The following is a 24314-nucleotide window of genomic DNA, read 5'->3' as shown; positions in this document are numbered from 1 at the left end:
CGCTGAGTGCCGAGGTCAGTCCTCCCAGACGTCGACGCGCGGCAGCCCCCGCGCGTCGCGGGCCGCGTCGACCATCCGCTGGATGAGCGCGGTCTTGGCCCGCGTGTACGCGTCGCCGTCGTGCCCGGCCCCGGCCAGCCGCCGCTTCAGCGCGCCGTACTCGTCGCGGTCCGCCGGATCGCGCAGCAGGTGGTCGCGCAGGAGCCGCTCGTTGCGCGTGTCCCAGGTGTCCGCGGTCACGACGTGCAGGTGGTAGGCGACCGGCGAACCGTCCCGCCGGTAGAACAGCCGGCCCCGCATGCCGGTCTCCAGCCGGCGGTACCCCAGCGACCCGAGCACCTCGTCGGCCTCGACCACGGCGTCGAGCGTGACGGTGGCCGACATCAGGTCGATGACCGGCTTCGCCGCCAGCCCCGGCACGGCGGTGCTGCCCACGTGCTCGACGGCGCCGAACAGCCCGGGCAGCGCCGCGGTCAGCTCCTCGACCGCCCGCCGGGCCGCGTCCGCCCAGGCTGGGTCATGGTCATGGATCTCGATCATCACACCGGGACCCTACCGGGCATACTGCTGGCATGCGTGAGACCTACGCCCACACCGCGGTGCTCGACCTGACCGGCGACGATCGGGCCCCCGGCGGCGCGATCACCGTCGCGCTGTGCGGCGCCTACGACCACGAGCCGCCGTGCCCGCTCGCCGCCCACCACACCGCGACGGTCCGCGACGGCGACGAGCTGCGGCTGCGGGTGCTGTTCGCCGCCGAGCCCGCCGACGAGCCCCGCGTCCGTGCCGGCATCGACGGGGCGCTGGCCGCCGGCGAGCTGACCGGACCAGACGGCGTCGTCACCCACTGGCGGCTGCTGCGCAGCGGTCCGGCCGGGGTCGCCGCCGCCGACGCCGCCCACGCCGAACGGCTGCGGTCGTCATAGACACCGCCGCGCTGGTCGCCGCCGCGTTCGACGCCGGCCGCCCGGTCGCGCCGCTGGTGCGCATCGGCGGGGGTGTCTCCCACGCGGTGTACCGGCTGCGGACGTCGACCGGCAGCTACGCCGCCAAACGGCTCAACGTCGTCGACGAGGCGTGGTGGTGGGACGAGTACCACGCCGCCGCCCGGATCGAGCGGGCGGCCCGGGTGAGCCGGCCCGAGCGGCTGCCACCCCTGGTCGCGGCGATCGAGGCCGAAGGCGCCACGCGGCACTGGCAGCTGCACCGCTGGTGCGACGGGGCACAACCCCGCCGACCCCGGCGACGACCTCGCCGACTGGACCGGCGCCACCCTCGCCGAGCTGCACCGCGAACCCGCCGCCGACGGGCAGCCGCAACCGGCGCTGTACCCCCTGGAGGCCTGGCACGAGTGGCTCGCCGGGCACGATTCAGACTTCGCCCGGCAGGTCCGCGAGCACCTGCCGACCGTCGCGGCGGCCCTGGCTCACCTCGCCCGGCCCGGCCCGGCGCTGACACCGGTCGCCTCCCACCGCGACATCAAACCCGACAACGTCCTGCTCACCGCGGCCGGACCGGTGCTGCTCGACTGGGACGGCGCCGGCCCCGACCTCGCCGAGCACGAGCTGCTGCGCTCGGCCCTCGCGATGGGTTTCGAGGAGCGGCGGGCCTTCAGCCGTACCGTCGCCGCCTACCACCGCGCGGGCGGCCGCCCGATCCCGCCGGACCCCGCGCTCTTCCACGGCATCGTCGAGGCGCAGCTGCGCACCGCCGAGTGGCTGCTGTGGCGGGCCCTCGGCCACCGCGGCGACGACCCTGCCGACCGGGCCCGGTCCGCGACCGAGTGCCTGGCCCGGCTCCGCGGCACCGCGAAGAGCCTCCGCCGCATCCCGGAGTGGGTGGGCTGGCTCGCCGGCCGCTGAGGCGGGATTGCCCGGCGGTGCTATCCAGGTGTGCATGGGGATGAGCCCTGAGGCGCGGCGGCGGCTGGACGAGCGGTTCGGCCAGCGGGTCGAGCGCCGGCGGCAGGACCACGCCGCGAACTGGGAGCATGCGGTGCGGGTCGGCCAGGGGCTCGGCCTCGGTGACCCGCTGGGCATCTACCACACCGAGGTCTTCCCGCCGCTCGGCGCGCGGCGGGTGCTGTGGCTGGTTGCACCGGCCGTCGCGTACGTGGCCGGCGTCGTCCTGCTCGTGCTGTGGAACCCGGACCGGGCGCTGCCGTTCATCGGCGTCTTGCCGTTCCTCGTCGGCCCGTACGTCGTCGTGTGCGTCCTGATCACGCGGCGCCGCCGGTTCACCCGGTGGCTGTACGCCTACGGCGGCGGCTTCGCCGAGGTCGACCCCGACGGGCCGCCGCGGCCGGTCCGCTGGGACGAGATCACCGACGCGGTCGACGCGTGGCGCCACGACGGCGGGGAGTCGGTCAGCAGCTGGGCCTACGACGGGTTCCTGCTGACCACCGCCGGCGGCCGGACCGTGCCGGTCACCGCGAAGTACGAGAACGCGCTCGACCCGTACGCCCCGATCGGCGGCATGATCGCCGCGCTGATGCCGGCCGAGGTCGGCGCCGCCATCCCCCGGTTCCCCACGATCGCCGGCCTGATCGTCGACCGGGCCGTGATCCCGGTCGTGGAACGCCAGGCCGGCGCCGTGCGCGGCGGCGCCGTCCTCACCCGCGGCGGCGTCCGGGTGACCCGCGACGGCATCGCCGGCCCGAAGGACACCACGGTCACGCCCTGGGCGGCGATCGACCGGATCGAGCTACGGCCCGGCCGGGTGAAGGTGCGCCCGGTCGCCGGCAAGGCCCGCACGTACACCGACCATCGCGCCGGCTCCGGCTACTCGGTGCTCTGCCGGGTTCTGCTGGCTCTCGGTGTGACCGCCTCCTACGAGGCCAGGGGCTGACCCGGTCACCTCGCCCACGACACGTCCAATGCGAGGTCGATGACGAGGCCGTCGGCGGCCCGGACGAAGGCCTCGCGGGTCGCGGGCGAGTCACCGTCGACGTTGCTCTCCACGGTCAGCAGCCGGCCGTCCGGCAGCGTCACCACGAGGGTCAGCGTCCACGAGAGGTTGCTCGCCGGTGGGGCGGTGGCGGCGATCCGGCCGGTCACGCCACGGACGTGCACCGGGTCACCACCCACCGGGACGTCGACGGCCGGGCCGACCGTCGCCTTGAGCGACAACAGCGGCGCAACAACATCGAGCATGATCGAGGTGGCGTTCCAGTGCCGGGTGTTGTCGGCGGTCATGTCGTACTTGCCGCTGGGCAATGGCCCCGGCCGTCCCTGCCGCACCGGCGGGCTGAACACGGCCGGGTCCGGGCGCACGGAGCGCGCGACGCGGAGGATGTCGTCCTGTGGGATCGCTGGGGAAGACTGCACGCGGGCGGAGTGTGTGGCGTCGATCTGCCAGGTGACCACCGCTCTGCTGTCCGGCGCCTCGCCGACGAACACGGTGCCGGGGACACCGTTGATGTCCACCGCGCCGTCCGGGGTCGGCCCGGGCCGCGCGGGCATCTCGACGATCTCGAGTTCCAGGTACCGCACCGACGGCTGGAACTGGCCGACCATCGGGCCGTCGGTCCACCTGCGGAAGACGGCGCCGCCCGTCTCCTGGTCGACGACGACGACCCCCCGGCGCCGTTCCCGGTAGCCGTCGGGGACCCAGGTCGGGCCGTACCGCAGCGCGATGCCCGGGGTCGCGGCCGGGCCGGGGGTCGCCGCCGGTGGGCCGGCCTGGCGCCGGCCGGTGGCGGCCAGCGCGACGGGCACGGCGAGGGCGAGCACCAGGACGGCGGCGACGGCGGCGACGACCGTCCGGGTGGTCCGCCGCCGGGCGATCAGCGCGGGCAGCGCGCCGCGGAGCCGGTCGGGGTCCGGTGCGGCGTCGGCCCGCTGCTCCTGCAGCTCGCGGACGAGCGTCTCGAGCTCCGTGGTCACGGTGCCTCCTTACTGGTGATGAGCGAGCCGGGCAGGGCCGCGCGCAGCGTGTCCATGGCCCGGCTCAGGTGGGTGCGGACCGTCGACGTCCGGCAGCTCAGGACGTCGGCGATCTCCTCGACGGGCATGTCCTCGTAGAACCGCAGCGCGATGACGGCGCGCTGCCGCGGCGGCAGGCCGCCGATGAGCCGCATCATGGCGTCGCGGTCCGCGTGCCGCTCCGCGTGGTCCGGCTCCGGCATGTCGATCCCGTCGCCGAGGTGCAGCAACCTGGCCGCCGCGCGGCGGCGCCACGACAGGAACTCGTTGACGACCTGCGCTGCACGTACCGCTCGGGCGCCTCGACCCGGCTGATCCGCCCCCATCGCGCCTGCGCACGGACGAGGACCTCCTGCACCACGTCCTCGGCGAGGTGCGGGTTCCAGGTCACCACCGTCGCGTACCGCAGCAACGCCGCCAACCGCGACGCGACGAACTCCTCAAACGTCACCAGAAGCGCCTCTCCTCGCGCTGACCCGTTCCGGACGGTAGGAGAACGCACCGGAACCCCCGATATGGCCACCGCCGGCCGGGCATTTTTCCGACGTTAGGGTGACGCGGTGGATCTGGGACGGGTGCGGGTGGCGTACGGGGCGGTGTCGGACCTCTACATCGAGCTGTTCGGGACGCGGGAGCAGTCGCACACCGACGACCTCGCGTTCATCGAGCGGCACCTGACGAGGGCCGGCACGGTGCTCGACGTGGGCTGCGGGCCGGGGCACATGACCGACCACCTGCGCTCGCTCGGCGTCGACGCGACCGGGATCGACCTGGTGCCCGAGTTCATCGCCCACGCCGGGGCGGCGTTCCCGGGTGGCAGGTACCTGCTCGGGTCGATGGACCACCTGCCCGTCGCCGACGGGTCCGTGGCCGGGATCCTGTCCTGGTACTCGCTGATCCACCGGACACCGCAGGAGGTCGGCGGCGTCCTCGCCGAGCTGCGGCGGGCCATGGCCCCGGGCGGGGTGCTGGTCGTCGGGTTCTTCGACGGCGACGCGGTCGAGGCGTTCGACCACAAGGTCGTGACGGCCTACCGGTGGCCCGTCGACGAGTTCTCCGGCCTCCTGGAGCAGGCCGGCTTCGCCGAGGTCGAACGGTGGCGGCGGCCCGCCGACGGCACCCACCGCGCGCACGCCGCCATCGCGGCCGTCACCGCTTGATGAGCCGCTCGGCGATCGCGTCGGCGATCTCCGGGTCCTCCGTCCACACCGGGTCACCGGGGCGCGGGTCGTGGAACACCACGTCGGTGAAGCCGAGCGCCTCGTACCGGCCGACGAAGTCCTCGAACGCGGCGACGCTCGCCAGGGGGCGCTCCGCGGTGTTGCCGACGAGGTAGATGCGGTCCAGCGACGCCGGGTCGCGGCCGAGGGCGGCGCAGCGGTCGTCGAGGATCGCGGCCTGGCGGCGGACCGCGGCCTCGATCGCGGCGGGGGACTGGTCGGCGGCGTCGGGCTCGCCGAAGGTGATCCACGCGTCGGCGTGCCGGGCGGTGAGCGCGAGCGTGCGAGGGCCGGCCGCCGCGAGGGCGATGGGCAGCCGGGGCCGCTGGACACAGCCGGGGACCATCCGGGCGTCGTCGACGGTGTAGTGCTCGCCCCGGTGCGAGTACACCTGCGAGCGCAACAGCCCGTCGAGCACGTCGACGAACTCGGTGAGCCGGTCCGCCCGCTGCCGGGGGCTGAGCACCGGGTCGCCGAGGACGGTGGCGTCGAAGCCGGTGCCGCCCGCGCCGACGCCGAGGGTGAGCCGGCCGTCGCTGACGTGGTCGAGGGTCAGCGCCTCCTTCGCCAGCAGCACCGGGTGCCGGAACGTCGGCGACGTGACCATCGTGCCGAGCCGCACCCGGCTCGTCACCCCGGCGAGCCCGGTCAGCCAGGGGATCGCCGCGTGCCACGGCTCGTCGCGGTACCGGCGCCACGACAGGTGGTCGTAGGTCCACAGGTGCGCGTAGCCGAGCGCCTCAAGGTGGCGGGCCCGGGCGACCGAGCGCGGCCACGGGTCGGTCGGGAGCAGCAGCACGCCGAGTCGCATGCCGCGATCTTATGCGGGCGCCGGCGACGACCACGACCAGCGCGGCGCCGTACGCGACCCGCTGCACCGTCGTCTGCACCAGGCCCAGGTCCGTGGCGAGCTGCGCGAAGGTGCCCGCGACGGCGAGGGTGAGCCATTCGGCGGGCGCGCCGTAGGCGACGAGCATGACCAGCAGCATCGCGTACCACGGGTAGGTCGGCGCGGTCACGAGCAGCGCCGCCGCGACCATGACGGCGGCGCCCCGCCACGGCCGGTCCGGGTCGGCGGTCCGCGCCACGTGCACGGCGGCCGCGGTGAGCAGCAGCACGGCCGCGGGCGCGACGGCGGGGGCGGGCAGCAGCAGGGCCAGCAGCGCGAAGCGGGTGCCGCTGGCGTAGCCCTCCTCGTGCAGGTAGCCGGGCAGGTAGCCGAGGACCGCGGGCCCGGCCGCGACGACGTGCGGCAGGTACACGGCGGCGACCGCGCCGGCCGCGGCGAGCGCGACGGTGACCGGCCGCCGCCGCAGGACCGCGGGGCCGAGCAGCGCCGGGGTGACCTTCGTGGCGACCGCCAGCCCGAGCAGCAGCCCGCCGAAGGCCGCCGCCCGCCGGGTGCCGGCCCGGGCCAGGACGTACAGGGCGGCGGCGGCGAGCGCGACCGCGGCGACGTCGACGTGCGCGTTGTTGCCCGCCTCCAGGGCGACGAGCGGGCACCACGCCCACAGCACCGAGCGCCGGGGGTCGCGGCCGAGGCGGCGCAGGGCGTACCAGAGCAGCATCGCCGTGCCGAGCGCGAACGCCGACATGGTCAGCTGCATCGGTCGGGTCCGCGCGCCGGCGGGCACCACCGCGAACAAGGCCTCCGCGACCGGCGGATAGATCGTCGGTACGTCCGGCCGGTTGATCAGCGTGCAGCCGCTCGGCACGCACCAGTTCGAGTGCTCCGGCCACAGGAACTCGTCGCGAAGGCGGGTGAGCTCCGGCGCGGACGGCGGGAACCGGTAGGGGTCGATCCCGGCGCGCTGGACCCGGCCGTCCCACACGTAGCGGTACATGTCGTCGCTGCTGTTCGGCGGCTCCAGCCCGGCGGCGAGCGGGAGTGCGGCGCCACCGGCGAGCACGAGGACCAGGGCGGTGCGGCGGTCGAGGCGGCACACCAGCCACGCGCCGGCCGCGAACGGCAGCCACATCAGCAGGTACCAGCGGCCCGGCAGCACCAGCAGCGCCGCCAGCATCGCGGCCAGGCACGCGACCGCGGCGACCCGCCGGGCGGTCATCGCCGCCTCCGCAGCCGCACGACGGTCCACGCGCCCGCGACCGCCCACACGACGGCGAGGACCAGCGCGAGCCCCCGGCCGTAGGACTGCGGGAACGCGGACGGGTTGCCCGCGACGCGGCCCGCGCCGATGACGAACGGCAGCGCGACGGCGGTCACCGCGGCGCTGACGACGAGCGCCGCCCGCACCGGGTCGCGGGCCGGTCGCGGCACCCACCGGGTGAGCGCGACACCGGCGAGGACGACGGCGGGGACGACGAGGAAGTCGTGGCCGGCGAGCAGCACGGCGGCGAACACCAGCTGCCCGAGCGGACTCGCGCCGCCGTCGGTGAGCAGGCCGTAGGCGCCGTAGCCGGCGGCGCCGAGCCCGAGGACCACCAGCAGCGCCCTCACGGCGACACCACGGTCAGCGCGCCGACCCACTTCGTCTGCAGCACGCCCGGCCGGTCCGGTGCGATGAGCCGGCACGGGTAGCCGTGGTCGGGGTGCAGCGGCTCACCGTGCAGCCGCAACGCCAGCAGCGTCAACGGGTCCTGCGCCAACCGGGCGTCCACCGTGGACGTGCGGTAGCCGCCGTCGCGCTGCAGCGACTCGACGGTCACCGCGAGGCCCGCGGCGCCGACGAGGCGGAGCAGGTCGGCGACCCGGACGCCGGTCCATTCGGCGTCGGCGCTCCAGCCCTCGACGCAGGCGATCGGCAGCGAGACCGTGTGCTGCGGCATCGCCTCCAGGTCGGCGAGGCTCAGCGCGTGCCGGCCGCCGGGGCCGGTCACCACGAGCCGGTAGCCGCCGTCCACCGCGGTCACGCCGGCGGCGGCCGCGGTCTTGTTCACCGGTACACCCTGCGGACCGACATCGGGCAGCCGCGGTGCCAGCAGTGACAGCCGCCGCAGCGGGCGGACCGTCTGCCCGGCGGTGGCGAGCGTGATGACCCCCGCCGCCGCCCCGACGAGCCCGAGGACGGCGCGGCGCGATCGCCGGGCGGACGGCGACGGGGTGGGCGCGCGGAGGACCGGCAGTTTCGCCGCGACGTGCAGCAGCACCGCGCCGGCCAGCAGCCACGCCGTCCAGTAGTGCGCGCCGACGAACCCGAACGGCATCAGCGAATACCAGTAGGCGATGTTGAGCAGCCCGGTGACGAGCTCGAACAGCGCGGCGGCGGACAGCAGCGCGACGGTGCCGCGTTCCAGGGCGTGCGCCACACCGCGCACCGGCGGCCACGCGAACAGCTTCGGGTAGACCGACCAGACCTTCGCGGTGAGCAGCGGGAAGCACGCGAGGCCGGTGGCGACGTGCAGACCCTGGGTCAGCCGGTACAGGTGGACCGGGCGCGACGGCCAGCGCCACCACCCGGGCGGGTGCTGGATCGCGTGGCTGATCAGGCCGGTCACGAGGCACACGGTGAACGCCCCGGCGAGCCACAGGCCCAGGTGCGCGGTCAGGCGCGGATCCGTGGGCCGCCGCGCCAGGCGTGTCAGGGCGTCAGGTGGGCGAACCATCGGCCGGCCTCCGTCCAGGTCCCGGCGAGCCGCAGCGCGGCGTCGCGGGCGACGGCGGCGATGTCGTCGACGCTGACGAACGCCCACGCGAACGCGGTGCTGGTCCGGTCCGCGTCGGTGAGCGCGACCCGGCCGCTCCAGGTCCGCCCGCCCGGCGGGTCGACCTCGACGAGGACGCTGCCGTCGCCGCCGATGAGCCCTCGGCAGCGGCGCAGCAGCCGGGCCGGGTCACCGCCGATGCCGATGTTGCCGTCGGCGAGCAGCGCGCAGGTCCAGTCGCCCTCCCGGGGCAGCGGGGCGAACAGGTTGCCACGGATGACGGGCGCGCCGCGGCGGCGGGCGTACCGGACGGCCTGCGGGCTGACGTCGACGCCGAGGACGCGGCGGCCGGTCGCGGCGACGGCCTCGGTGAGCCGGCCCGCGCCGCAGCCGAGGTCGAGGGTGCCGTCCGTGCACCGGTCGACGAGCTGCGCGTCGCCGGGCCTCGGCGCGCCGGACCACGATCCGGCATCGAGCGGGCGGACCAGGGCACCGTCGGCGTCGACCAGGTCCATCCCGGCGGGCTCGCCGCGGGCGGCGCGGCGCAGCGCGGCACCGTAGAGGGCGACCGGCGCGCTCATGTCGCGGCTCCGGCCGGTACCGACGCCGAAACCGCCATCGTGAACCGCCCCGGTTCGCAGCCGGCGGCGACGGCCCGGGCGTCCTCGGCGGTGTCGACGTCACGCAGGGTCGGCAGGGTCGCCACGCCGACGCCCAGCCCGCGCAGCGCCGCGCGGGTGGCGGCACCGGTGTCCGATGTGGACATCGGGACGCCCGCGAGCACCCTGGCGGTGGACGGGTCCCGCAGGCCGAGCGCCCACCAGCCGCCGTCCTCCGCCGGACCGAGGACCGCTCCGACGGTGGCGAGCGCCGCGCAGGCCGCGACGACGTGGCCGATGCGCAGCTGCGGGGTGTCCATGCCGACGAGGAGGGTGGCGACGCCGGGGAGCGCCGTGTCGGCGTACGCGGCGGCGAGCCGCTCGCCGAGACCGTCGCCGCGCTGCGGGCGGCGGTGCCAGCCGGGCGGGGCCGGCAGGTCGCCGTCGACGACCAGCGTCCGGCGGGCGGCGGGCGCGGCGGTGAGGACGTCGACGGTGTCGGCGAGCATGGCCGCGGCGATCCCGGCGGCCTCGGCCGGCGTGCACGGGGGACAGAGGCGGGTCTTCACCCGTCCCGGCACCGGCGTCTTCGCCAGCAGCAGCAGCTGGACCCTCATCGCGCCAGCACCTTCGACATGTCGCGCACGGCGCGGGCGGTGCCGCGGACCGACCCGGTGACCTTCGACCGGCCGCCGGCGATGCGGGGCGCGTAGTCGACGTCGACCTCGGCGATGCGCCACCCGGCCGCCGCGGCGCGGACCATCATCTCCAGGGGGTAGCCGAACCTGCGGTCGCGCAGTCCCAGCCCGAGCAGCGCCTCGCGGCGGGCGGCGCGCATGGGACCGAGGTCGTGCACGGGGATCCCGGTGGTGCGGCGCAGGCGCCACGCCACGACGGCGTTGCCGGCCCTGCCGTGCAGCGGCCAGGCACCGCGGGCGGTCGGGCGGCGGCGGCCCAGCGACAGGTCGAGGCGCCCCCGCAGGACCGGTTCGGTGACGCGGGGCAGCTGCCGCGGGTCGAACGAGCCGTCGGCGTCCATGAAGCACACGACGTCGGCGGTCGCCGCCTCGAGGCCCGCGTGGGCGGCGGCGCCGAACCCGCGCGGCGCGGCGTGGACGACGACCGCGCCGTGCGCCTCGGCGATCGCCGCCGACCCGTCGGTGGACCCGTTGTCGGCGACGACCGCCCGGTAGCCGTCCGGCAGCCGGGACAGCACCCACGGCAGCGCGGCGGCCTCATTCAGACAAGGCAATACGACATCTGGCACGGATCGGACGCTACCGAGGAACCCGGGGCGAAGATCTTACGAGGAACGAACCAACCATTACGAACCGCGAACGCGGCCATCGACCGCCGTCGCCACTGCCTACGGTCGACGGCATGCGGATCCTCGTCACCGGCGGAGCCGGGTTCATCGGCGGTCACGTCGTCACCGCGCTGCGCGCCGCGGGCCACGACGTCGGCGTGCTCGACCTGCTGCACCCGGCCGCGCACCGCTCGCCCCCGCCGGACGCCGACCGCGTCGACGTGCGCGACCGGGCCGCGGTCGCGGCGCTGCTGGACGGCGCCGACGCCGTGGTGCACCAGGCCGCGATGGTCGGCATGGGTGTCGACCTGTCGGACCTGCCGGAGTACGTCGGCTGCAACGACCTCGGCACCGCCGTTCTGCTCGCGGAGATGGCCCGCGCCGACGTCCGGCGGCTCGTCCTGGCCAGCTCGATGGTCGTCTACGGCGAGGGCGGCTACGCGTGCCCGTCGCATGGCGCGACGTCGCCGGCGCCGCGCGCCGCCGCGGATCTCGACGCCGGACGGTTCGAGCCGGGCTGCCCGTCCTGCGGCACGCCGCTGGAGCCCCGCGACGTCGACGAGGACGCGCCGATGCGGCCGCGCAGCGTGTACGCCGCGACCAAGGTCGCCCAGGAGCACCTCGCGCAGGCCTGGGCGCTCGCCGGCGCGGGGACGGTGGTGGCGTTGCGGTACCACAACGTGTACGGGCCCGGCATGCCCCGCGACACGCCCTACAGCGGCGTCGCCGCCATCTTCCGTTCCGCGCTCGCCGCCGGACGGGCACCGCGCGTCTTCGAGGACGGCGCGCAGCGCCGCGACTTCGTCCACGTCACCGACGTCGCCGCCGCCAACGTGCTGGCGCTCGGCGCGGCGGTCGACGGGTTCCGGGCGTACAACATCGCCTCGGGCCGGCCGACCACCGTCGGCGCCATGGCCGCGACCCTCGCCGCCGCGATGGACGGCCCGGCACCGGTGATCACGGGCGACCACCGCGCCGGCGACGTCCGGCACGTGGTCGCCGCCCCCGGCCGCGCCCGCGCCGAGCTCGGCTTCACCGCCGCCGTCGACCTCACCGAGGGGCTGCGCGACTTCGCCACCGCGCCGCTGCGCGCCCTCTGAGGGCTTTCTTCAGCGGGGTCCGTCAGAGGGCGGTCGGGTCGATGACCCGGACGTGCGGGTCGGTCACGTCGTAACCGAGGCGGGCCACCATGTCGGCGGTGCCGCCGGGCCCGTCGCCGTTGCGGCCGTCCCAGACCAGCAGCGCCCGCGGCCGGTCGTCGAGGCCCTTGACCAGCTCGACCATCCACTGGTTCGTCTGACTGAAGACGTCGGCGTCGCCGGTACTGTGCAGCACCCGCACCTCGCTGCCGCGCAGCACGCGCCGGAAGCGGGCGCTCCAGTCGGTGCCGGGCAGCGCCACCGACGACGGCTCGAACTCCGCGACCGGCATCGCCAGGCACAGCGTCACGGCCGCGCCGCGGGCGATCGCGGCCTCCGCGGCGATCAGGTCGGCGCCGCGGGCACCGCCGCACACGAGCACCGACCCGGGCCCGACCCGCCACTCGTCGAACGTCTCCGCCACCAGCCTCGCGACCTCGCCGGCGACCCGCTGCGGAAACCGTGGTGCCGGCCGCCCGGGCGCGTCGACGAGATGGCCGCCGGCCAGCACGACGGGCATCACCGCTCGACGCTGGGCGTGGTCGTGCCGTCGGCCTGCCTGACCACCAGCTGCCCCCAGTGTCCGTTCTCGGTCCGCAGGACCTCTTCGACCCGCAGCAGCGCGGCGCGGTCGTCCGGCGCGTCCCGCCAGGAATGACCGGCCGAGCGTACCCCCTTCAACGCGTCCTCATAGGACCGACGCAGGCTGGAGAACCCCATCAGCGAGCTGTACCCGGCGACCGCCCCGGCGAGCGCCGCGATCAGCGCCGCGACCAGGCCGCACACGCCGCGGGCCGTCGCCGAGCCGGGCCCGGTGAACACCTGCGCGGTCGCGCCGACCACACCCGACAGCACCAGCAGCCCGTTGCGGAGCCGGACGCCCTGCTTGTGAGCGTTGCGGAACTCGTCGCGCCGTCGCTCCAGAAACCGTTGCTGCTGCTGTACGCGGTGCTGCTCGTACAGGTCGCGGAACTGCGACTCGCGGTCGGTCACGTCAGCTCCTCACCCTCGTCGATCGCGTCGACCGCGCGGACGAGCAGCCGCGCCCGATTGTCGCCCGTGTATGGCTCGACGCGGGCGAGATAGATGAAGTACAGCGCCCGCAGGCGCTCCGCCTTGACCCGCGCGAGCCGGTAGTCGGCGAGCGCGTGGTCGTCCACGACGAACTGCGACACCCCCGCCAGCGCGACCGCCAGCACCGCCAGGACCGCCGACGGCCAGCGCTGGTCCGACAGGACCGCCTGCAGCCCGCCGAGCCCGGTCAGCAGCGCGGAGCCGAGCAGCACGACGATGCCCTGCAGCCGGTAGCTGTGCTGGCCGCGCAGCGCCTCGAGGTCGTAGCGCTCGAACCGCTCCTCGACCGGGCGCAGCGCCTCGAAGTCCTCGGCGAGCGCCGGGTAACCGGCCTTCGCCGCCGGTGGCATGATCGGATCGGAAACGAGCCGCGATCCGCGTCGCGGAAACCGCCGGAAAAGGTCGCGCACGCCGCCTCCGTCACCATCGACATCGTCGGCATTGAATCTACGAAAGCGCCGCAACCGTTGACAACGGTCACATCGTCCGCATACCCGACCCGAACCGCCGACCCGCTCAGATGATGCGGGAAACCGGCCGCTGGACCGTTCCGGCGTACCGTGGACTCGAGGGGGTGAGACAGATGATCGTCACCCAGGAAGAGATGCGGGTCGGCGTGCCGGCGATGAGTGCCTACAAGCACCTGGTGCATCTCAGCGAACACCCACGGTTCATGTCCGGGGTCCTCGCCGTGAGCCAGGCCGGCGACGAGGCCGCGCATCTGGCGCTCGACATCGGCGGGCGGCGGGTCGAGATCGACGCGGTCCTCGGCGACACCGAGCCGGGGCGGTACGTGCGATGGGACAGCGCGCAGCTCGTCGAGGCGTACTGGCTGGAGCCGCTCGGCGACGACGCCACCAACGTGGTGGCGGTCGCGCAGCTGGACGAGCGACTGGTGCACCCGCACGGCGCGCAGCCGGACGCGGAGTTGCACGCCCGGCTGCGCATGGATCTGAAGGGCTTCAAGCGTTACTGCGAGGAGGCCGAGGCAACCGCTGAGGAAGCTGAGTCAACCCCTCAGTAGCGGTAGTGCTCCGGCTTGTACGGGCCTGCCACGTCGACGCCGATGTACTCCGCCTGCTCCTTGGTCAGCTCGGTCAGCCGGACGCCGAGCGCCTCGAGGTGCAGCGCGGCGACCTTCTCGTCGAGGTGCTTCGGCAGGCGGTACACCTGGCGCTCGTACGCGTCCGGCTTCGTGAACAGCTCGATCTGCGCGATCGTCTGGTTGGTGAAGCTGTTGGACATGACGAAGCTCGGGTGACCGGTGGCGTTGCCCAGGTTGAGCAGCCGGCCCTCGGACAGCACGATGATCGCGTGGCCGTCGGGGAACGTCCACTCGTGCACCTGCGGCTTGATCTCGTTCTTCACGATGCCCGGGACCTTCGCCAGCCCGGCCATGTCGATCTCGTTGTCGAAGTGCCCGACGTTGCCGACGATCGCGTTGTGCTTCATGGCGGCCAGGTCGGCGGCCATGATGATGTCCTTGTTGCCGGTGGTGGTGATGAACAGGTCCGCGGTCGCGACGACGTCCTCGAGGCGGACCACGGGCAGCCCGTGCATGGCGGCCTGCAGCGCGCAGATCGGGTCGATCTCGGTGACGACGACCCGGGCCCCCATGCCGCGCAGCGCCTCGGCGGCGCCCTTGCCGACGTCGCCGTAGCCGCAGACTACGGCGAGCTTCCCGGCCAGCATCACGTCCGTGGCGCGGTTGATGCCGTCCAGCAGCGAGTGGCGGATGCCGTACGTGTTGTCGAACTTCGACTTGGTGACCGAGTCGTTGACGTTGATCGCGGGGAACAGCAGCTCACCGCTCTCGGCGAGCTTGTAGAGCCGCTTGACGCCGTTGGTGGTCTCCTCGGTGACGCCGCGGATGCCGGCGGCCAGCTTCGTGAAGCGCCGGTTGTCCTTCGCGAGGCTGTCGGCGAGGGTACCCAGTACCAGCGCGAACTCCTCCGAGTCGGCCGACGTCGGCTGCGGGACCCGGCCGGCGGCCTCGAACTCGACGCCCTTGTGCACCAGCAGCGTGGCGTCGCCGCCGTCGTCGACGATCATGTTCGGGCCGAGGCCGTCGCCGAAGTCGAACAGCTGGTCGGTGCACCACCAGTACTCGGCGAGCGTCTCGCCCTTCCACGCGAACACCGGCGTGCCGGCGGGCGCGTCGACCGTGCCGTGCGGGCCGACGACGACCGCGGCCGCCGCCTCGTCCTGCGTGGAGAAGATGTTGCAGGACACCCAGCGGACCTCGGCACCGAGCGCGACGAGGGTCTCGATCAGCACCGCCGTCTGCACGGTCATGTGCAGGGAGCCGGCGATCCGGGCGCCGCGCAACGGCTGCGCGTCGGCGAACTCGCGGCGCGTCGCCATCAGGCCCGGCATCTCGTGCTCGGCGAGGCGGATCTGGGTCCGGCCCGCGGCCGCGAGGGAGAGATCGGCAACGGCGAACTCGATCCCGTTGCGCGTCTGCAGATACTTGTGCATAGCCTAAGGTCACCTCCCGGTGACAGGAGGCGCCCTTGGGTCAAGGGTAGTCAACGACCGAGCGTGGCGAACCCTCGCGGGTCCGTCGCAGCGCCTCTCGGCCGTGACCGCGGCGCTCAGCCGCGATTGGGTTCGACGGTACCGCCTCCGTCGTTTTCCCCGCAACCGAGTGTGCGGTAGACGTCACGGAGCAGGTCGGTCACCTCGAACCGGCCGACGGTGAGCTTCAGCTGGTCGAGCTGGTCGAGGAGCGCGTCGGGTTTCGCTATCGCGCCGGGCAGGGGTTCGTTCCTTGTGGTGACCCTGGGGCCGGCGGTCCAGAAGCTCTTGGCCGTCCGGGGCTCCGGGTCCGTGGGCGCCACGTGCCTGGTCTCGGACACGCGGTGGCTGCGCAGCTCCTCCAGAAGCTCGTCGCGGCCCTTGCCGCGCCAGGCAAGGATGGTGAACGGGTCGTTGTCGAACTCCTCCGCCAGCACGTAGCAGGCGGCGGTCAGGTGCCGGCACGGCTTCTGCCAGCCGGGGCAGTCGCAGTCCATGACCAGCTCGGCGAGGCTCTGCGGGAACAGCGACAGCCCGTAGCTCTGCAGCAGCTGGTCCAGGTCGTCCGGCAGCTGACCGGCGAGCAGCTTCGCCGCGTACCGAGCCTCCTTCGACAGCGCCCGTTCGATGCGGGCCCAGTCGGCGGCGGAGAACGCCTTCGCGGCGATGCGGGACCGGTACGTCTCACCGTCCTCGTCGAGGATCAGCGCCGTCACGATGCTGCTGGAGATGGTGAGCGACCGGACGTTGCCGGCGCGGGCGTAGCGGCGGCCGACGGAAAATGTCGTACCCATGCGCAAGGATTCGAGCATGGCGATGAACTGGTGGGACCAGCTCGTCTCACTCATCCGTCGCCTCCGGGCGCAGGGTCATCAGGTCCAGGAGGTCGTCGGTGGACAGGCCCGTGAGCCAGCCCTCGCCGCTGCCGACGGCGACCCCGGCGAGGGTCCGCTTCTCCGCCATGATGGTGTCGACCCGCTCCTCGACGGTGCCGACGCAGACGAAGGTGTGCACCTGCACGTCGCGGCGCTGCCCGATGCGGAAGGCGCGGTCCGTGGCCTGCTGCTCGGTCGCCGGGTTCCACCACCTGTCGACGTGCACGACGTGGTTGGCGGCGGTCAGGTTGAGCCCGGTCCCGCCCGCCTTCAGCGACAGCAGCAGCACCCCAGGCCCCGTCCCGGTCTGGAACCGTTCCACCATCGCGTCCCGGGCGCCCTTCGCGGTGCCCCCGTGCAGGAACTCGACCCCGGTCCCGAGCCGCCCCGCCAGATAGGGCGCCAGCAGGTGGCCGAACTTGGCGAACTGTGTGAAGACCAGCGCCCGGTCCCCGGCGTCGAGGGCCGTGGCGAGGATCTCCTCGAGACGGGCCAGCTTCCCCGACCGTCCCGCCAGCGGCGTGCCGTCGCCCATCAGGTGCGCCGGGTGGTTGCACACCTGCTTGAGCTTCGTCATCGCCGACAGCACCAGGCCCTTGCGCCGCTCACCGGACCGCCCCTCGCGCAGCTTCACGAAGAGCTCGTTGACGACCGCCTTGTAGAGCGTCGCCTGTTCCAGGGTCAGGTTGCACCACTGGCGGCGTTCGAGCTTGTCCGGCAGGTCCGCGATGACCGCCCGGTCGGTCTTCACCCGGCGCAGCAGGAAGGGCCGCGTGACCCGGCGCAGGCGGGCGGCCGCGTCGGCGTCGGCGTAGCGCTCGACCGGCACCGAATAACGGGCCCGGAAGATGCTTGCCGGTCCGAGGATGCCGGGGTTGAGGAAGTCCGCGATCGACCACAGCTCCGTCAGCCGGTTCTCCACCGGGGTGCCGGTCAGCGCGACCCGGTGCCGCGCCGGGATCCGCCGCACCGCCCGCGCCGCGGCGCTGGTGCTGTTCTTCACGTGCTGCGCCTCGTCGAGCACGATCCGGTCCCAGTCCCGCGCCGCCAGCCGGTCCACGTCCCGGGTCGCGACCTGGTAGGTGGTGAGGACCAGGTCGGCGTCGTCGTGATCGTCCGCCGTCCGTTCCGTGCCGTGGTGGACGGCGACCCGCAGGCCGGGCGTGAAGCGCCCGATCTCGCGCCGCCAGTTGCCGAGCACCGACAGCGGGCACACGATCAGCGTCGGCGGCCGGGGGCTACGCTCGCGCAGCAGCGCCTCCAGCGCCAGGACCTGCACGGTCTTGCCGAGGCCCATGTCGTCGGCGAGCAGCGCCCCGACGCCGAGCCCGTCGAGGAAGGCCAGCCACGACAGGCCCTTGCGCTGGTAAGGCCGCAGCGTCGTGGCGAGGGACGCGGGCGGATCCAGCAGCTCCAGACGCTCCACGGCCCGGCCCGTCAGCAGGTCCGCGAGCCATCCCGTGCCGTCGACGCCGGTGACCGGCAGGGGCAGGTCGCCCTCGGGGATGAGCCTGACGAGCCGCATCGCCTCACCGGCCGACATGTGCCCCTGCCCGCCCCGGGCGAGGAAGGCGAGGCCGGCGCGGAGCTTCTCCCGGTCGAGGTGCACCCAGCGGCCGCGCAGCCGCACCAGGGGCACCTTCGCCCGGGCCAGCGCCCGCAGGTCCGCCTCGCTGAGGAACTCGTCACCGATCGCGAGCCCCCACCGGTAGCGCACGATCGCGGCCCGGTTCGCCGTCGTGTCGCGCAGCACCGGGGCCGCGGGCTGCGCCGTGTGCGTCGTCAGCGTCAGCCCCAGATCCTGCCGCCGCTGCCACTGCGCCGGCAGCAGCACCCCGAAGCCCGCGTCGTGCAGGATCCCCGCGTGCCGCAGGAAGCCGTAGGCGCCGATCGTGTCCAGCCGCAGCTGCTCGGGGCGCGCGTGGTGCAGCGCCTCGTCGAGCTCGGGCCAGAGCCGGCTCGCCCTGCCGAGGTCCGCCAGCAGCACGTCCTGCGGGTAGTCGACCCACCGGAAGAGCGGCGACGCCCCGCTGCGCCAGACGTCCTTGGCCGGCACGAGCAGCCCGGGCTCCGCGACCGGCTGCAGCATGAACTCCACCAGCCACCCCGACACGTCCCGCCCGTCGTCGACCCGCACCCCCGCCGCACCGGCCGCCGCCCCGACGGCGTCGTCCTCCTCGTCCTCGTCGAACTCCTCGACAAACGTCAGCCGGAAGCACAACCGCACCGCCGCCGGCCGCCCACTCTCCGCCCACCGCCGGATCTCGTCCCGCACCCGCCGCACGTCCGTGCTCTCGCGCACGGCCCGCCCCACCAAGCCACCCACCCCACCCGGCCCACTGCTGCTTGCCGTGCCGCCGTTGCTCGGCCCGCCGCCGCTGCCGTTGCTTGGGACGCCGCTTGCCGTGCTGCCGTTGCTCAGCCCACCGCTGTTGCTCGGCTCGCTGCCGCTTGCCGTGCTGTCGTTGCTCGGCCGACCGCCGTTCGGTGTGCCGTCGGCGTCCAGTGCGCTGCCGCTGCTCAGTGCGCTGCTGGTGCTCGGCACGCCGGCGGCATTCAGCGCGTCGTTGTTGCTCAGCGTGTCGCTGTTGCTCAATGCGCCGCCGCTGTTCGGTGCGCTGCCTGACGCGGGGTCGCCGTTTGGTGAGTTGGTGTTGCTTGGCGTGCTGTCGACGTTCAGTGCACCACTGTCGCTCGCCGTGTCGCTGTAGCTCGGTGTGCTGCCGCCGTTCAGCGCACTGCTGTTGCTTGGCATGCGGCGATTGCCTGGCGTGTGGTCGTCGTTCAGCCCGCTGCTGGTCGGAGTCTCGTTGCTGATCGGGACGTTGCCGCTGCCGGGTGCGCGGCCGTCGCTCGGCGCGCTGCTGGTGCTTGGCGTGTGGAGGTTGCCTGGCGTGCGGTCGTCGTTCAGTGCACCGCCGCTGGTCAGCGGTTTGTTGTAGATCGGGACGCTGCCGTTGTTTGGCGTGCGGTCGCTGGTCAGCGCGCCGTCGCTTTCCGGTCGGCTGTCGGCGTTTGATGGGTCGCTGGTGCTTGGCAACTCGCGATTGGTCGGTGCGGTGCTGTCGCTCGCAGTGTCGCTGTTCGGTGCACTCTCGTTGCTCGGCGCGTTGGAGGCGTTCAGTGCGTCGATGTTGCTCGGCGCGCTGCTGATTGCCGTGCTGCTGTTGGTCGGCACGCCGCTGCTGGCGTTCGCCTCTGCCACTCCGACGCCGTCCGGGCCCACCTCGCCCGGCGTGCTGTCGGCGTTCAGTGCGCCGCTGTCGCTCACCGTGTTGCTGTAGCTCGATGCGTTGCCGTTGCTCGGCGCGCTGTTGTTCGGCGTGTTGCCGTTGCTTGGCGTGCGGTCGCCTCTCAGTGCGTCGCCGCCTTCCGGTGCGCGACCGTTGTTCGGTGCGTTGGAGGCGTTCAGTTCGCCGCTGGTGCTTGGCGCGGTGTCGACATTCGGTGTGTCGTCGCTGCTCGGGCCGGGACCGGTGTTCGGAGTTGGGTGGTCGCGGAGGGTGGAGTCGCCGTTCCGGGTGCCGGCGCTGTTTGGGGCGGGGCCGGGGTTCGGGGTTGGGCGTTCGCGGAGGGTGGGGTCGGGGGAGGTGAGGGCGGCGAGCCAGGCGCGGACGGTGCTGTCCTGGCGGACCGCGGCGTCGGTGACGATGGGGCGGTTGGTGAGGGCGGCGCGGACTAGGGCGTCGACCTGGTGGTCGAGCGCGGCGCGGGCGGCCTCGTCGGGGGTCCAGTCGGCGGCCGCGCAGGCGGCGCCCGGCAGTGAGCCGCACAGGGATTCGAACGTGATGGCGTCGTCGGCCCACAGGACGGGGCGCCAGCGGGCCTCGATGGGGTGGTCGAGGAGGTCGGGGAGGACGCGGCACCGGTGCACCAGGTCGGCGGCGAACGTGACCAGGTCCGTCAGCGCGCCGATCGACGGGGCCGCCACGACGGTGGAGTCGGGGGCGTCGGCGGCGGTGAGGGCGGCTTCGAGGTCGGTGCCGGGTGGGGCGTACACGATCGGGACGGTCCACAGCATCGTGGCGGTGGTGTCCGGGTCGCGGTCGGTGGCGGTCGGTGGGGTGAGGGTGGGGGAGGGCAGCGGGCGGGAGCCGGTGGTCGGCAGGGCCAGGTCGGCGGTGGCGACGTCGCCGGGGAGCGGGGGGAGGACCGCGAACGGGTGGGGGACCGCCCGCCTGGGGCGGCGGCGCAGGCCTGAGGCCGGGCCTGGGGTGGTCTCGGCCCAGTAGGCGAGCCGGCCATCGCCGGTGATGACCCCGTGCACGACGTTCACTCCGAGACCCTACTCCGGACGGCCGCCACGGCCCGAACGGCGCGGCGTCAGTGCGGGTCCGGCCTCGTGTGGAGGATCTCGCGGACCTGTTCGGCGGCGCGGAGGATGCTCTCGCTGATGAAGTCGCTGAAGCGGGCGATGTTCTCGAGGCGGACGGCGGCGGGGCTGCCCGGGCCGAGGACGGCGACGCCCTGGCGGGCGGTGGCGGCCACCTGGCCGATGCCGTGGGCGCTGGCGATCGTCGACTGGTACCAGACGTCGTCGTCGACGAAGTAGCGCTCGCGGCGGCGGTCGTCGCGTTCGCGGCGGATGAGGCCCTGCTGCTCGAGGAACGCGATGGCCTTGGACACCGACGCCGGGCTGATCTGGAGGTGCTGGACGAGCTGCGCGGCGGTGAGGCTGCCGGCGTCAGCGATGAAGAGGCAGGTCAGCACCCGGGCCACCATCTTCGGCAGACCCTGCTGCATCAGCAGGGTGGTGAAGGTCTCCTCGTATTCGCGGACCGCGGCGCCGTCGCGTCCGTTGCCCTGGGCGAGGGCCCGCGGTCCGGCGGGCGGCGCGTGACGGCGGCGGTGGGCGCGGCGTTCGGTGGCCCGGTGGGCGAGGTCGGCACGGTAGGCGGTGGGGCCCCCGTTGCGCATCACCTCACGCGTGATGGTCGAAGTGGGACGGTCGAGCCGCCGGGCGATCTCCGCATACGCGAGGCTGTCGGCGAGCCCGGCCGCGATCTGCTGCCGCTCCTGCTGCGTGAGTCTGCCTCCCGGCACCGCCGTCTCCCTTCCTCCGGTACGTCCAGCGTAGCGTTCGCCGCCAGTCCAATGCAACGAACCAGGTGCAACGCATTGCGTTAGCCGTACACCTATTGCAACGAATTCAGCGCTTTGAACTGCACAAATATGAGTCAGACGCAACGACAATGTTGCCCGGAGTGCGAACGCAAAGTAGCGTTTCTGGTGTTGGAAAGAACAACGAACCGAGGAGAAACGCCATGCAGCAGTTCGACAGCCCCGCCGCCGTCACCGCCGTCCTGGAGGTCCCCGCCGGCCGGATCCAGGTCATCGCCGCCGACCGGGCCGACACCACCGTCGAGGTGCTTCCCGCCGACGCGGGCAAGCGGCGCGACGTGCAGTCGGCCGAGCAGACCCAGGTCGAGTTCGGCGACGGTGTCCTGCGGGTCAAGGCACCGGCCGGCAGCTCGGCCGGGTCGGTCGAGGTGACGGTGCGGGTCCCAGCCGGCTCGCGGGTCGAGGTGAAGGCCGCCGCCACCGAGTTCCGGGGCGTCGGCCGGCTCGGCGACGTCGCCGCCGAAGGCCTGTACCGCGCGGTGAAGCTCGACGAGGCGGCGAGCGCGCGCCTGTCCGCCCACGACGGCGACGTCACGGTCGGGCGGCTCACCGGGCCGGCCGAGATCAGCACCATGAAGGGCGACATCAACGTCGCCGAGGCCGTGCGCGGCGCGGTCGTCCTGCGCACCCAGATGGGCGACGTGACCGTCCGCGCCGCCGCCGGCGTCGACGCCTCCCTGGACGCCGGCACGGGCCACGGCCGGGTGCACAACGCGCTCAAGAACGCCGGCACCCCCGAGCTGACCATCCACGCCACCACCGCCCACGGCGACATCGACGCCCGCAGCCTCTGAACGACGAAACGACGAACGATGAAAACGACGAACGATGAAAACGACGAAACGACGAAAGACGCCCGCAGCCCCTGAACCCCGCACACACCCGAGGGAGACGCCATGAACGGCACCATGAATAGCGCGACCTGGACCGGCATGATCCCGGTCGAAGACACCGCCCTCGCCGCCACCGACACCGGCGGCCCCGGCATCCCGGTGGTGTACCTCAACGGCCAGTTCGCCACCCAGGGCTACTGGCGGCGGGTCATCGCCGAGCTCGGCGTCGGCCCGCAGTGGCGGCACATCACCTACGACGAGCGGGCCCGGGGCAAGTCGCGACGCTCGCAGGACTACTCGTTCGAGGCCGCCGTCCGCGACGTCGACGCGGTCCTCGCGGCCAGGGGTGTGGACCGGGCGCTGCTGGTCGGCTGGTCCTACGGCGCGTTCGTCGGGGCGCACTGGGCCAGCCGCAACCCGGATCGGACGATCGGCGCGGTGCTGGTCGACGGCGCGCAGCCGTACGACTGGCTGGACGAGGCCATGGAGGTGCGGATCCGCAAGATGTTCCGGCGGATGGGCTGGTTCCTGCCGCTGCTGCGCCCGACCGGTCTCGCCCCGCGGATGACCGCGGACCAGCAGGCCGACAGCAACATCGAGATCGGCAGGATCTCGCGCGTGAGCGAGCTCGGCCCGGTGCTGGACCGCATCACGGTCCCGACCCGCTACGTGGTCGCCTCCGGCACGTCGCTCGGCAGCCGCGGCGACGAGCAGGAGCGCATCCGCGCCGGCCTCGGTGCGGTGACCGAGCGGAACCCGAACATCCGCATCAGCGCGAAGGTCCCCAGCAACCACGGCGCCATCCTGAGGAAGGACTTCCGGGCCGTCGCCGACGCGGCGCGGGACGTCGCGGGCCTCTAGGGTGGCGGCGTGGCAGAGCTGAGCAGGTTCCACCGGCTGTGGGCGGCCGCCGCCGCGGGCAACCTCGGCGACGGCGTCTACCGGGTCGCGATCCTGCTGCTCGCCGCGCGGCTGACCAGCGACCCGGTGGCGTTCTCCGCGCTGACGGCCCTCGGGTTCGTGCCGTGGCTGCTGCTCGGGCTGCCCGCGGGCGTCCTCGTCGACCGGCATGACCGGCGGCGGCTGGCGCTGCTCGTCGGGATCGTGCGCACCGCGGTCCTGGCGGCACTGCTCGTGGCCGTCGCCACCGACACGATGTCGTTGTGGCTGCTGTACGGCGTGGTCGTCGTCCTCGGCGCGGGCGAGACGGTGTACGACACGTCGGTCCTGTCGATGGTGCCGGCCGTCGTCGAGCGGGACCGCCTCGAGGCCGCCAACGGCCGGCTGCAGGGCGCGGAAATACTCGTCCAGAACTTCGTCGCCCCGCCCCTCGCCAGCGCCGTGTTCGCGGTCACCGCGAGCGGGGCGTTCGGCGTCAACGTCGCCTGCTACGCGATCGCCGCGGCGCTCATGCTCGCGCTGCCCGGCACGTACCGCGCCGCCCAGGGCGACGGGACCGCGCCGATGGGGCGGGCGATCGGCGAGGCGCTGCGGTTCGTGCGCGGCCACCCCGTCCACCGCGCGATGCTCTCCGTGGTGATCGTGCTCGGGTTCGCCAACGCGATGGCCACCGCCCTCGTCGCGCTGTGGACCCGGGAGACCCTCGACGTGCCCGAGGCCGCGTTCGGCGCGTTCCTGCTGACCGCCTCCGTCGGCGGGCTCCTCGGCAGCCAGACCGCCGCCCGGGTCGCGGGACGCACCGGCCGCGGGCGGGCGATGGTCCTCGCGGCGACCGTCACCGGGCTCGGGATGCTCCTCGCGGCCGCGACCCGGAACGTGTACGTGGCGGCGTTCGCGTGGGCGCTGACCGGGTGGGCGATCCTGGTGTGGAACGTCGTCTACGGGTCGCTGCGGCAGCGCCTGACCCCGGACGCGCTGCTCGGCCGCACGATCGGCGTCTACCGGGTCGTCGCCTGGGGCGTCATGCCGCTGGGCGCGCTCGCCGGTGGCCTGCTCGCGGACGCCGGCGACCTGCGGACCCCGATCCTCGTCGCGGCGCTGCTGACCCTCGCCGTCGGCGGGTACGCAGCGTCCGCCCTCACCAACACCCGCATCGATGCGGCGGTCGCCGAGGCCGATGTCGCGAGCGCCCGGCCGTGAGTGG

At 73.9% G+C, this 24314-nt stretch carries 25 protein-coding genes and 1 pseudogene; 9 read left to right on the top strand and 17 right to left on the bottom strand.

From position 1 onward, the window contains the following. Positions 1–15 precede the first annotated feature (15 nt). Positions 16–540, bottom strand: coding sequence for a GrpB family protein (locus AB0J72_RS07910; RefSeq protein ID WP_363395872.1), 525 nt, complete (start codon positions 538–540; stop codon positions 16–18). Positions 541–572: 32 nt separating this feature from the next. On the opposite strand from AB0J72_RS07910, the gene AB0J72_RS07905 reads away from it, so the two are divergent. From AB0J72_RS07905 to AB0J72_RS07895, 3 genes and pseudogenes are all read left to right on the top strand, one after another. After that, positions 573–926: a hypothetical protein gene (locus tag AB0J72_RS07905; protein ID WP_363395869.1), complete on the top strand. Its 354-nt coding sequence runs from the start codon at positions 573–575 to the stop codon at positions 924–926. A gap of 315 nt (positions 927–1241) precedes the next feature. After that, positions 1242–1862 (top strand): annotated as a pseudogene (locus tag AB0J72_RS07900) (phosphotransferase); the annotation flags it as partial. A 34-nt stretch (positions 1863–1896) separates the two neighbouring features. Continuing rightward, positions 1897–2847 carry a hypothetical protein gene (locus tag AB0J72_RS07895; protein WP_363395866.1) on the top strand — a complete coding sequence of 317 codons (951 nt, stop codon included), beginning with the start codon at positions 1897–1899 and terminating at the stop codon, positions 2845–2847. Between the two features lie 5 nt (positions 2848–2852). On the opposite strand, the gene AB0J72_RS07890 is transcribed toward AB0J72_RS07895, so the two are convergent. Both AB0J72_RS07890 and AB0J72_RS07885 read right to left on the bottom strand, forming a co-directional pair. Beyond that, positions 2853–3884 (bottom strand): hypothetical protein, encoded by a 1032-nt coding sequence (locus AB0J72_RS07890; protein ID WP_363395863.1) that lies wholly within the window; start codon positions 3882–3884, stop codon positions 2853–2855. Next, the gene (locus tag AB0J72_RS07885) at positions 3881–4249 is read right to left on the bottom strand and encodes a sigma-70 family RNA polymerase sigma factor (RefSeq protein ID WP_363395860.1); all 369 of its coding nucleotides are present in this window, start codon (positions 4247–4249) and stop codon (positions 3881–3883) included. Before AB0J72_RS07885 ends, AB0J72_RS07890 begins: the two co-directional genes overlap by 4 nt. A 234-nt stretch (positions 4250–4483) precedes the next feature. Here AB0J72_RS07885 and AB0J72_RS07880 point away from each other — a divergent pair, with 234 nt between their 5' ends. Then, positions 4484–5083: a class I SAM-dependent methyltransferase gene (locus AB0J72_RS07880; RefSeq protein ID WP_363395857.1), complete on the top strand. Its 600-nt coding sequence runs from the start codon at positions 4484–4486 to the stop codon at positions 5081–5083. Here AB0J72_RS07880 and AB0J72_RS07875 read toward each other — a convergent pair. Genes AB0J72_RS07875 through AB0J72_RS07845 form a run of 7 tightly spaced genes read right to left on the bottom strand, consistent with a single transcriptional unit; the run spans position 5073 to position 10612 of the window. After that, on the bottom strand, positions 5073–5954 hold the full coding sequence (locus AB0J72_RS07875) for an LLM class flavin-dependent oxidoreductase (RefSeq protein ID WP_354890488.1): 882 nt from the start codon (positions 5952–5954) through the stop codon (positions 5073–5075). The two genes, AB0J72_RS07880 and AB0J72_RS07875, sit on opposite strands and share 11 nt — an antisense overlap. Beyond that, the gene (locus tag AB0J72_RS07870) at positions 5884–7209 is read right to left on the bottom strand and encodes a glycosyltransferase 87 family protein (protein ID WP_363395854.1); all 1326 of its coding nucleotides are present in this window, start codon (positions 7207–7209) and stop codon (positions 5884–5886) included. Before AB0J72_RS07870 ends, AB0J72_RS07875 begins: the two co-directional genes overlap by 71 nt. Further along, complete coding sequence (locus tag AB0J72_RS07865; RefSeq protein ID WP_363395851.1) at positions 7206–7601, bottom strand: hypothetical protein; 396 nt, start codon at positions 7599–7601, stop codon at positions 7206–7208. Before AB0J72_RS07865 ends, AB0J72_RS07870 begins: the two co-directional genes overlap by 4 nt. Next, positions 7598–8707, bottom strand: coding sequence for a molybdopterin-dependent oxidoreductase (locus tag AB0J72_RS07860; RefSeq protein ID WP_363395848.1), 1110 nt, complete (start codon positions 8705–8707; stop codon positions 7598–7600). Before AB0J72_RS07860 ends, AB0J72_RS07865 begins: the two co-directional genes overlap by 4 nt. After that, positions 8683–9327 carry a methyltransferase domain-containing protein gene (locus AB0J72_RS07855; protein ID WP_363395845.1) on the bottom strand — a complete coding sequence of 215 codons (645 nt, stop codon included), beginning with the start codon at positions 9325–9327 and terminating at the stop codon, positions 8683–8685. Before AB0J72_RS07855 ends, AB0J72_RS07860 begins: the two co-directional genes overlap by 25 nt. Further along, complete coding sequence (locus tag AB0J72_RS07850; protein WP_363395842.1) at positions 9324–9962, bottom strand: TIGR04282 family arsenosugar biosynthesis glycosyltransferase; 639 nt, start codon at positions 9960–9962, stop codon at positions 9324–9326. Before AB0J72_RS07850 ends, AB0J72_RS07855 begins: the two co-directional genes overlap by 4 nt. Beyond that, complete coding sequence (locus AB0J72_RS07845) at positions 9959–10612, bottom strand: glycosyltransferase family 2 protein (protein ID WP_344514729.1); 654 nt, start codon at positions 10610–10612, stop codon at positions 9959–9961. The genes AB0J72_RS07850 and AB0J72_RS07845 overlap by 4 nt, the downstream gene beginning before the upstream one ends. A 113-nt stretch (positions 10613–10725) precedes the next feature. On the opposite strand from AB0J72_RS07845, the gene AB0J72_RS07840 reads away from it, so the two are divergent. After that, positions 10726–11751: an NAD-dependent epimerase/dehydratase family protein gene (locus AB0J72_RS07840; RefSeq protein WP_363395839.1), complete on the top strand. Its 1026-nt coding sequence runs from the start codon at positions 10726–10728 to the stop codon at positions 11749–11751. Positions 11752–11773: 22 nt separating this feature from the next. Here the strand turns inward: AB0J72_RS07840 and AB0J72_RS07835 are convergent, their stop codons facing one another. Genes AB0J72_RS07835 through AB0J72_RS07825 form a run of 3 tightly spaced genes read right to left on the bottom strand, consistent with a single transcriptional unit; the run spans position 11774 to position 13214 of the window. Next, positions 11774–12313 (bottom strand): hypothetical protein, encoded by a 540-nt coding sequence (locus tag AB0J72_RS07835; protein WP_363395836.1) that lies wholly within the window; start codon positions 12311–12313, stop codon positions 11774–11776. After that, a complete protein-coding gene (locus tag AB0J72_RS07830; RefSeq protein WP_363395833.1) occupies positions 12310–12783 on the bottom strand; it encodes a hypothetical protein in 474 nt (157 codons plus the stop codon). Before AB0J72_RS07830 ends, AB0J72_RS07835 begins: the two co-directional genes overlap by 4 nt. Further along, positions 12780–13214, bottom strand: coding sequence for a DUF4231 domain-containing protein (locus AB0J72_RS07825; RefSeq protein ID WP_363395830.1), 435 nt, complete (start codon positions 13212–13214; stop codon positions 12780–12782). Before AB0J72_RS07825 ends, AB0J72_RS07830 begins: the two co-directional genes overlap by 4 nt. 233 nt (positions 13215–13447) lie before the next feature. Between AB0J72_RS07825 and AB0J72_RS07820 the strand changes: the two genes are divergently transcribed. Next, positions 13448–13888 (top strand): hypothetical protein, encoded by a 441-nt coding sequence (locus AB0J72_RS07820; RefSeq protein WP_363395827.1) that lies wholly within the window; start codon positions 13448–13450, stop codon positions 13886–13888. On the opposite strand, the gene ahcY is transcribed toward AB0J72_RS07820, so the two are convergent. The 4 genes from ahcY to AB0J72_RS07800 all read right to left on the bottom strand — a co-directional run bounded on the left by ahcY (position 13882) and on the right by AB0J72_RS07800 (position 21299). Continuing rightward, positions 13882–15342 (bottom strand): adenosylhomocysteinase, encoded by a 1461-nt coding sequence (ahcY, locus tag AB0J72_RS07815; RefSeq protein ID WP_363395824.1) that lies wholly within the window; start codon positions 15340–15342, stop codon positions 13882–13884. The genes AB0J72_RS07820 and ahcY overlap by 7 nt on opposite strands. Before the next feature lie 116 nt (positions 15343–15458). Next, positions 15459–16175 (bottom strand): hypothetical protein, encoded by a 717-nt coding sequence (locus tag AB0J72_RS07810; RefSeq protein ID WP_363395821.1) that lies wholly within the window; start codon positions 16173–16175, stop codon positions 15459–15461. A gap of 46 nt (positions 16176–16221) precedes the next feature. Continuing rightward, positions 16222–20532 (bottom strand): SNF2-related protein, encoded by a 4311-nt coding sequence (locus tag AB0J72_RS07805; RefSeq protein WP_363395818.1) that lies wholly within the window; start codon positions 20530–20532, stop codon positions 16222–16224. A gap of 47 nt (positions 20533–20579) precedes the next feature. Then, positions 20580–21299 carry a helix-turn-helix domain-containing protein gene (locus tag AB0J72_RS07800; RefSeq protein WP_363395815.1) on the bottom strand — a complete coding sequence of 240 codons (720 nt, stop codon included), beginning with the start codon at positions 21297–21299 and terminating at the stop codon, positions 20580–20582. Positions 21300–21520: 221 nt separating this feature from the next. On the opposite strand from AB0J72_RS07800, the gene AB0J72_RS07795 reads away from it, so the two are divergent. The 3 genes from AB0J72_RS07795 (at position 21521) to AB0J72_RS07785 (ending at position 24310) form a co-directional block, all read left to right on the top strand. Further along, a complete protein-coding gene (locus AB0J72_RS07795) occupies positions 21521–22171 on the top strand; it encodes a DUF4097 family beta strand repeat-containing protein (RefSeq protein WP_363395812.1) in 651 nt (216 codons plus the stop codon). 102 nt (positions 22172–22273) lie between these two features. After that, positions 22274–23071 (top strand): alpha/beta hydrolase, encoded by a 798-nt coding sequence (locus AB0J72_RS07790; RefSeq protein ID WP_363395809.1) that lies wholly within the window; start codon positions 22274–22276, stop codon positions 23069–23071. A 9-nt stretch (positions 23072–23080) separates the two neighbouring features. Further along, complete coding sequence (locus tag AB0J72_RS07785; RefSeq protein ID WP_363395806.1) at positions 23081–24310, top strand: MFS transporter; 1230 nt, start codon at positions 23081–23083, stop codon at positions 24308–24310. The last annotated feature ends 4 nt before the right edge of the window (positions 24311–24314 follow it).

Origin of the sequence: Dactylosporangium sp. NPDC049742 (genome assembly GCF_040674675.1) — a bacterium.
Taxonomy (GTDB): Bacteria; Actinomycetota; Actinomycetes; order Mycobacteriales; family Micromonosporaceae; genus Dactylosporangium; species Dactylosporangium maewongense.
This window is presented reverse-complemented; position numbering and strand designations above follow the sequence as displayed.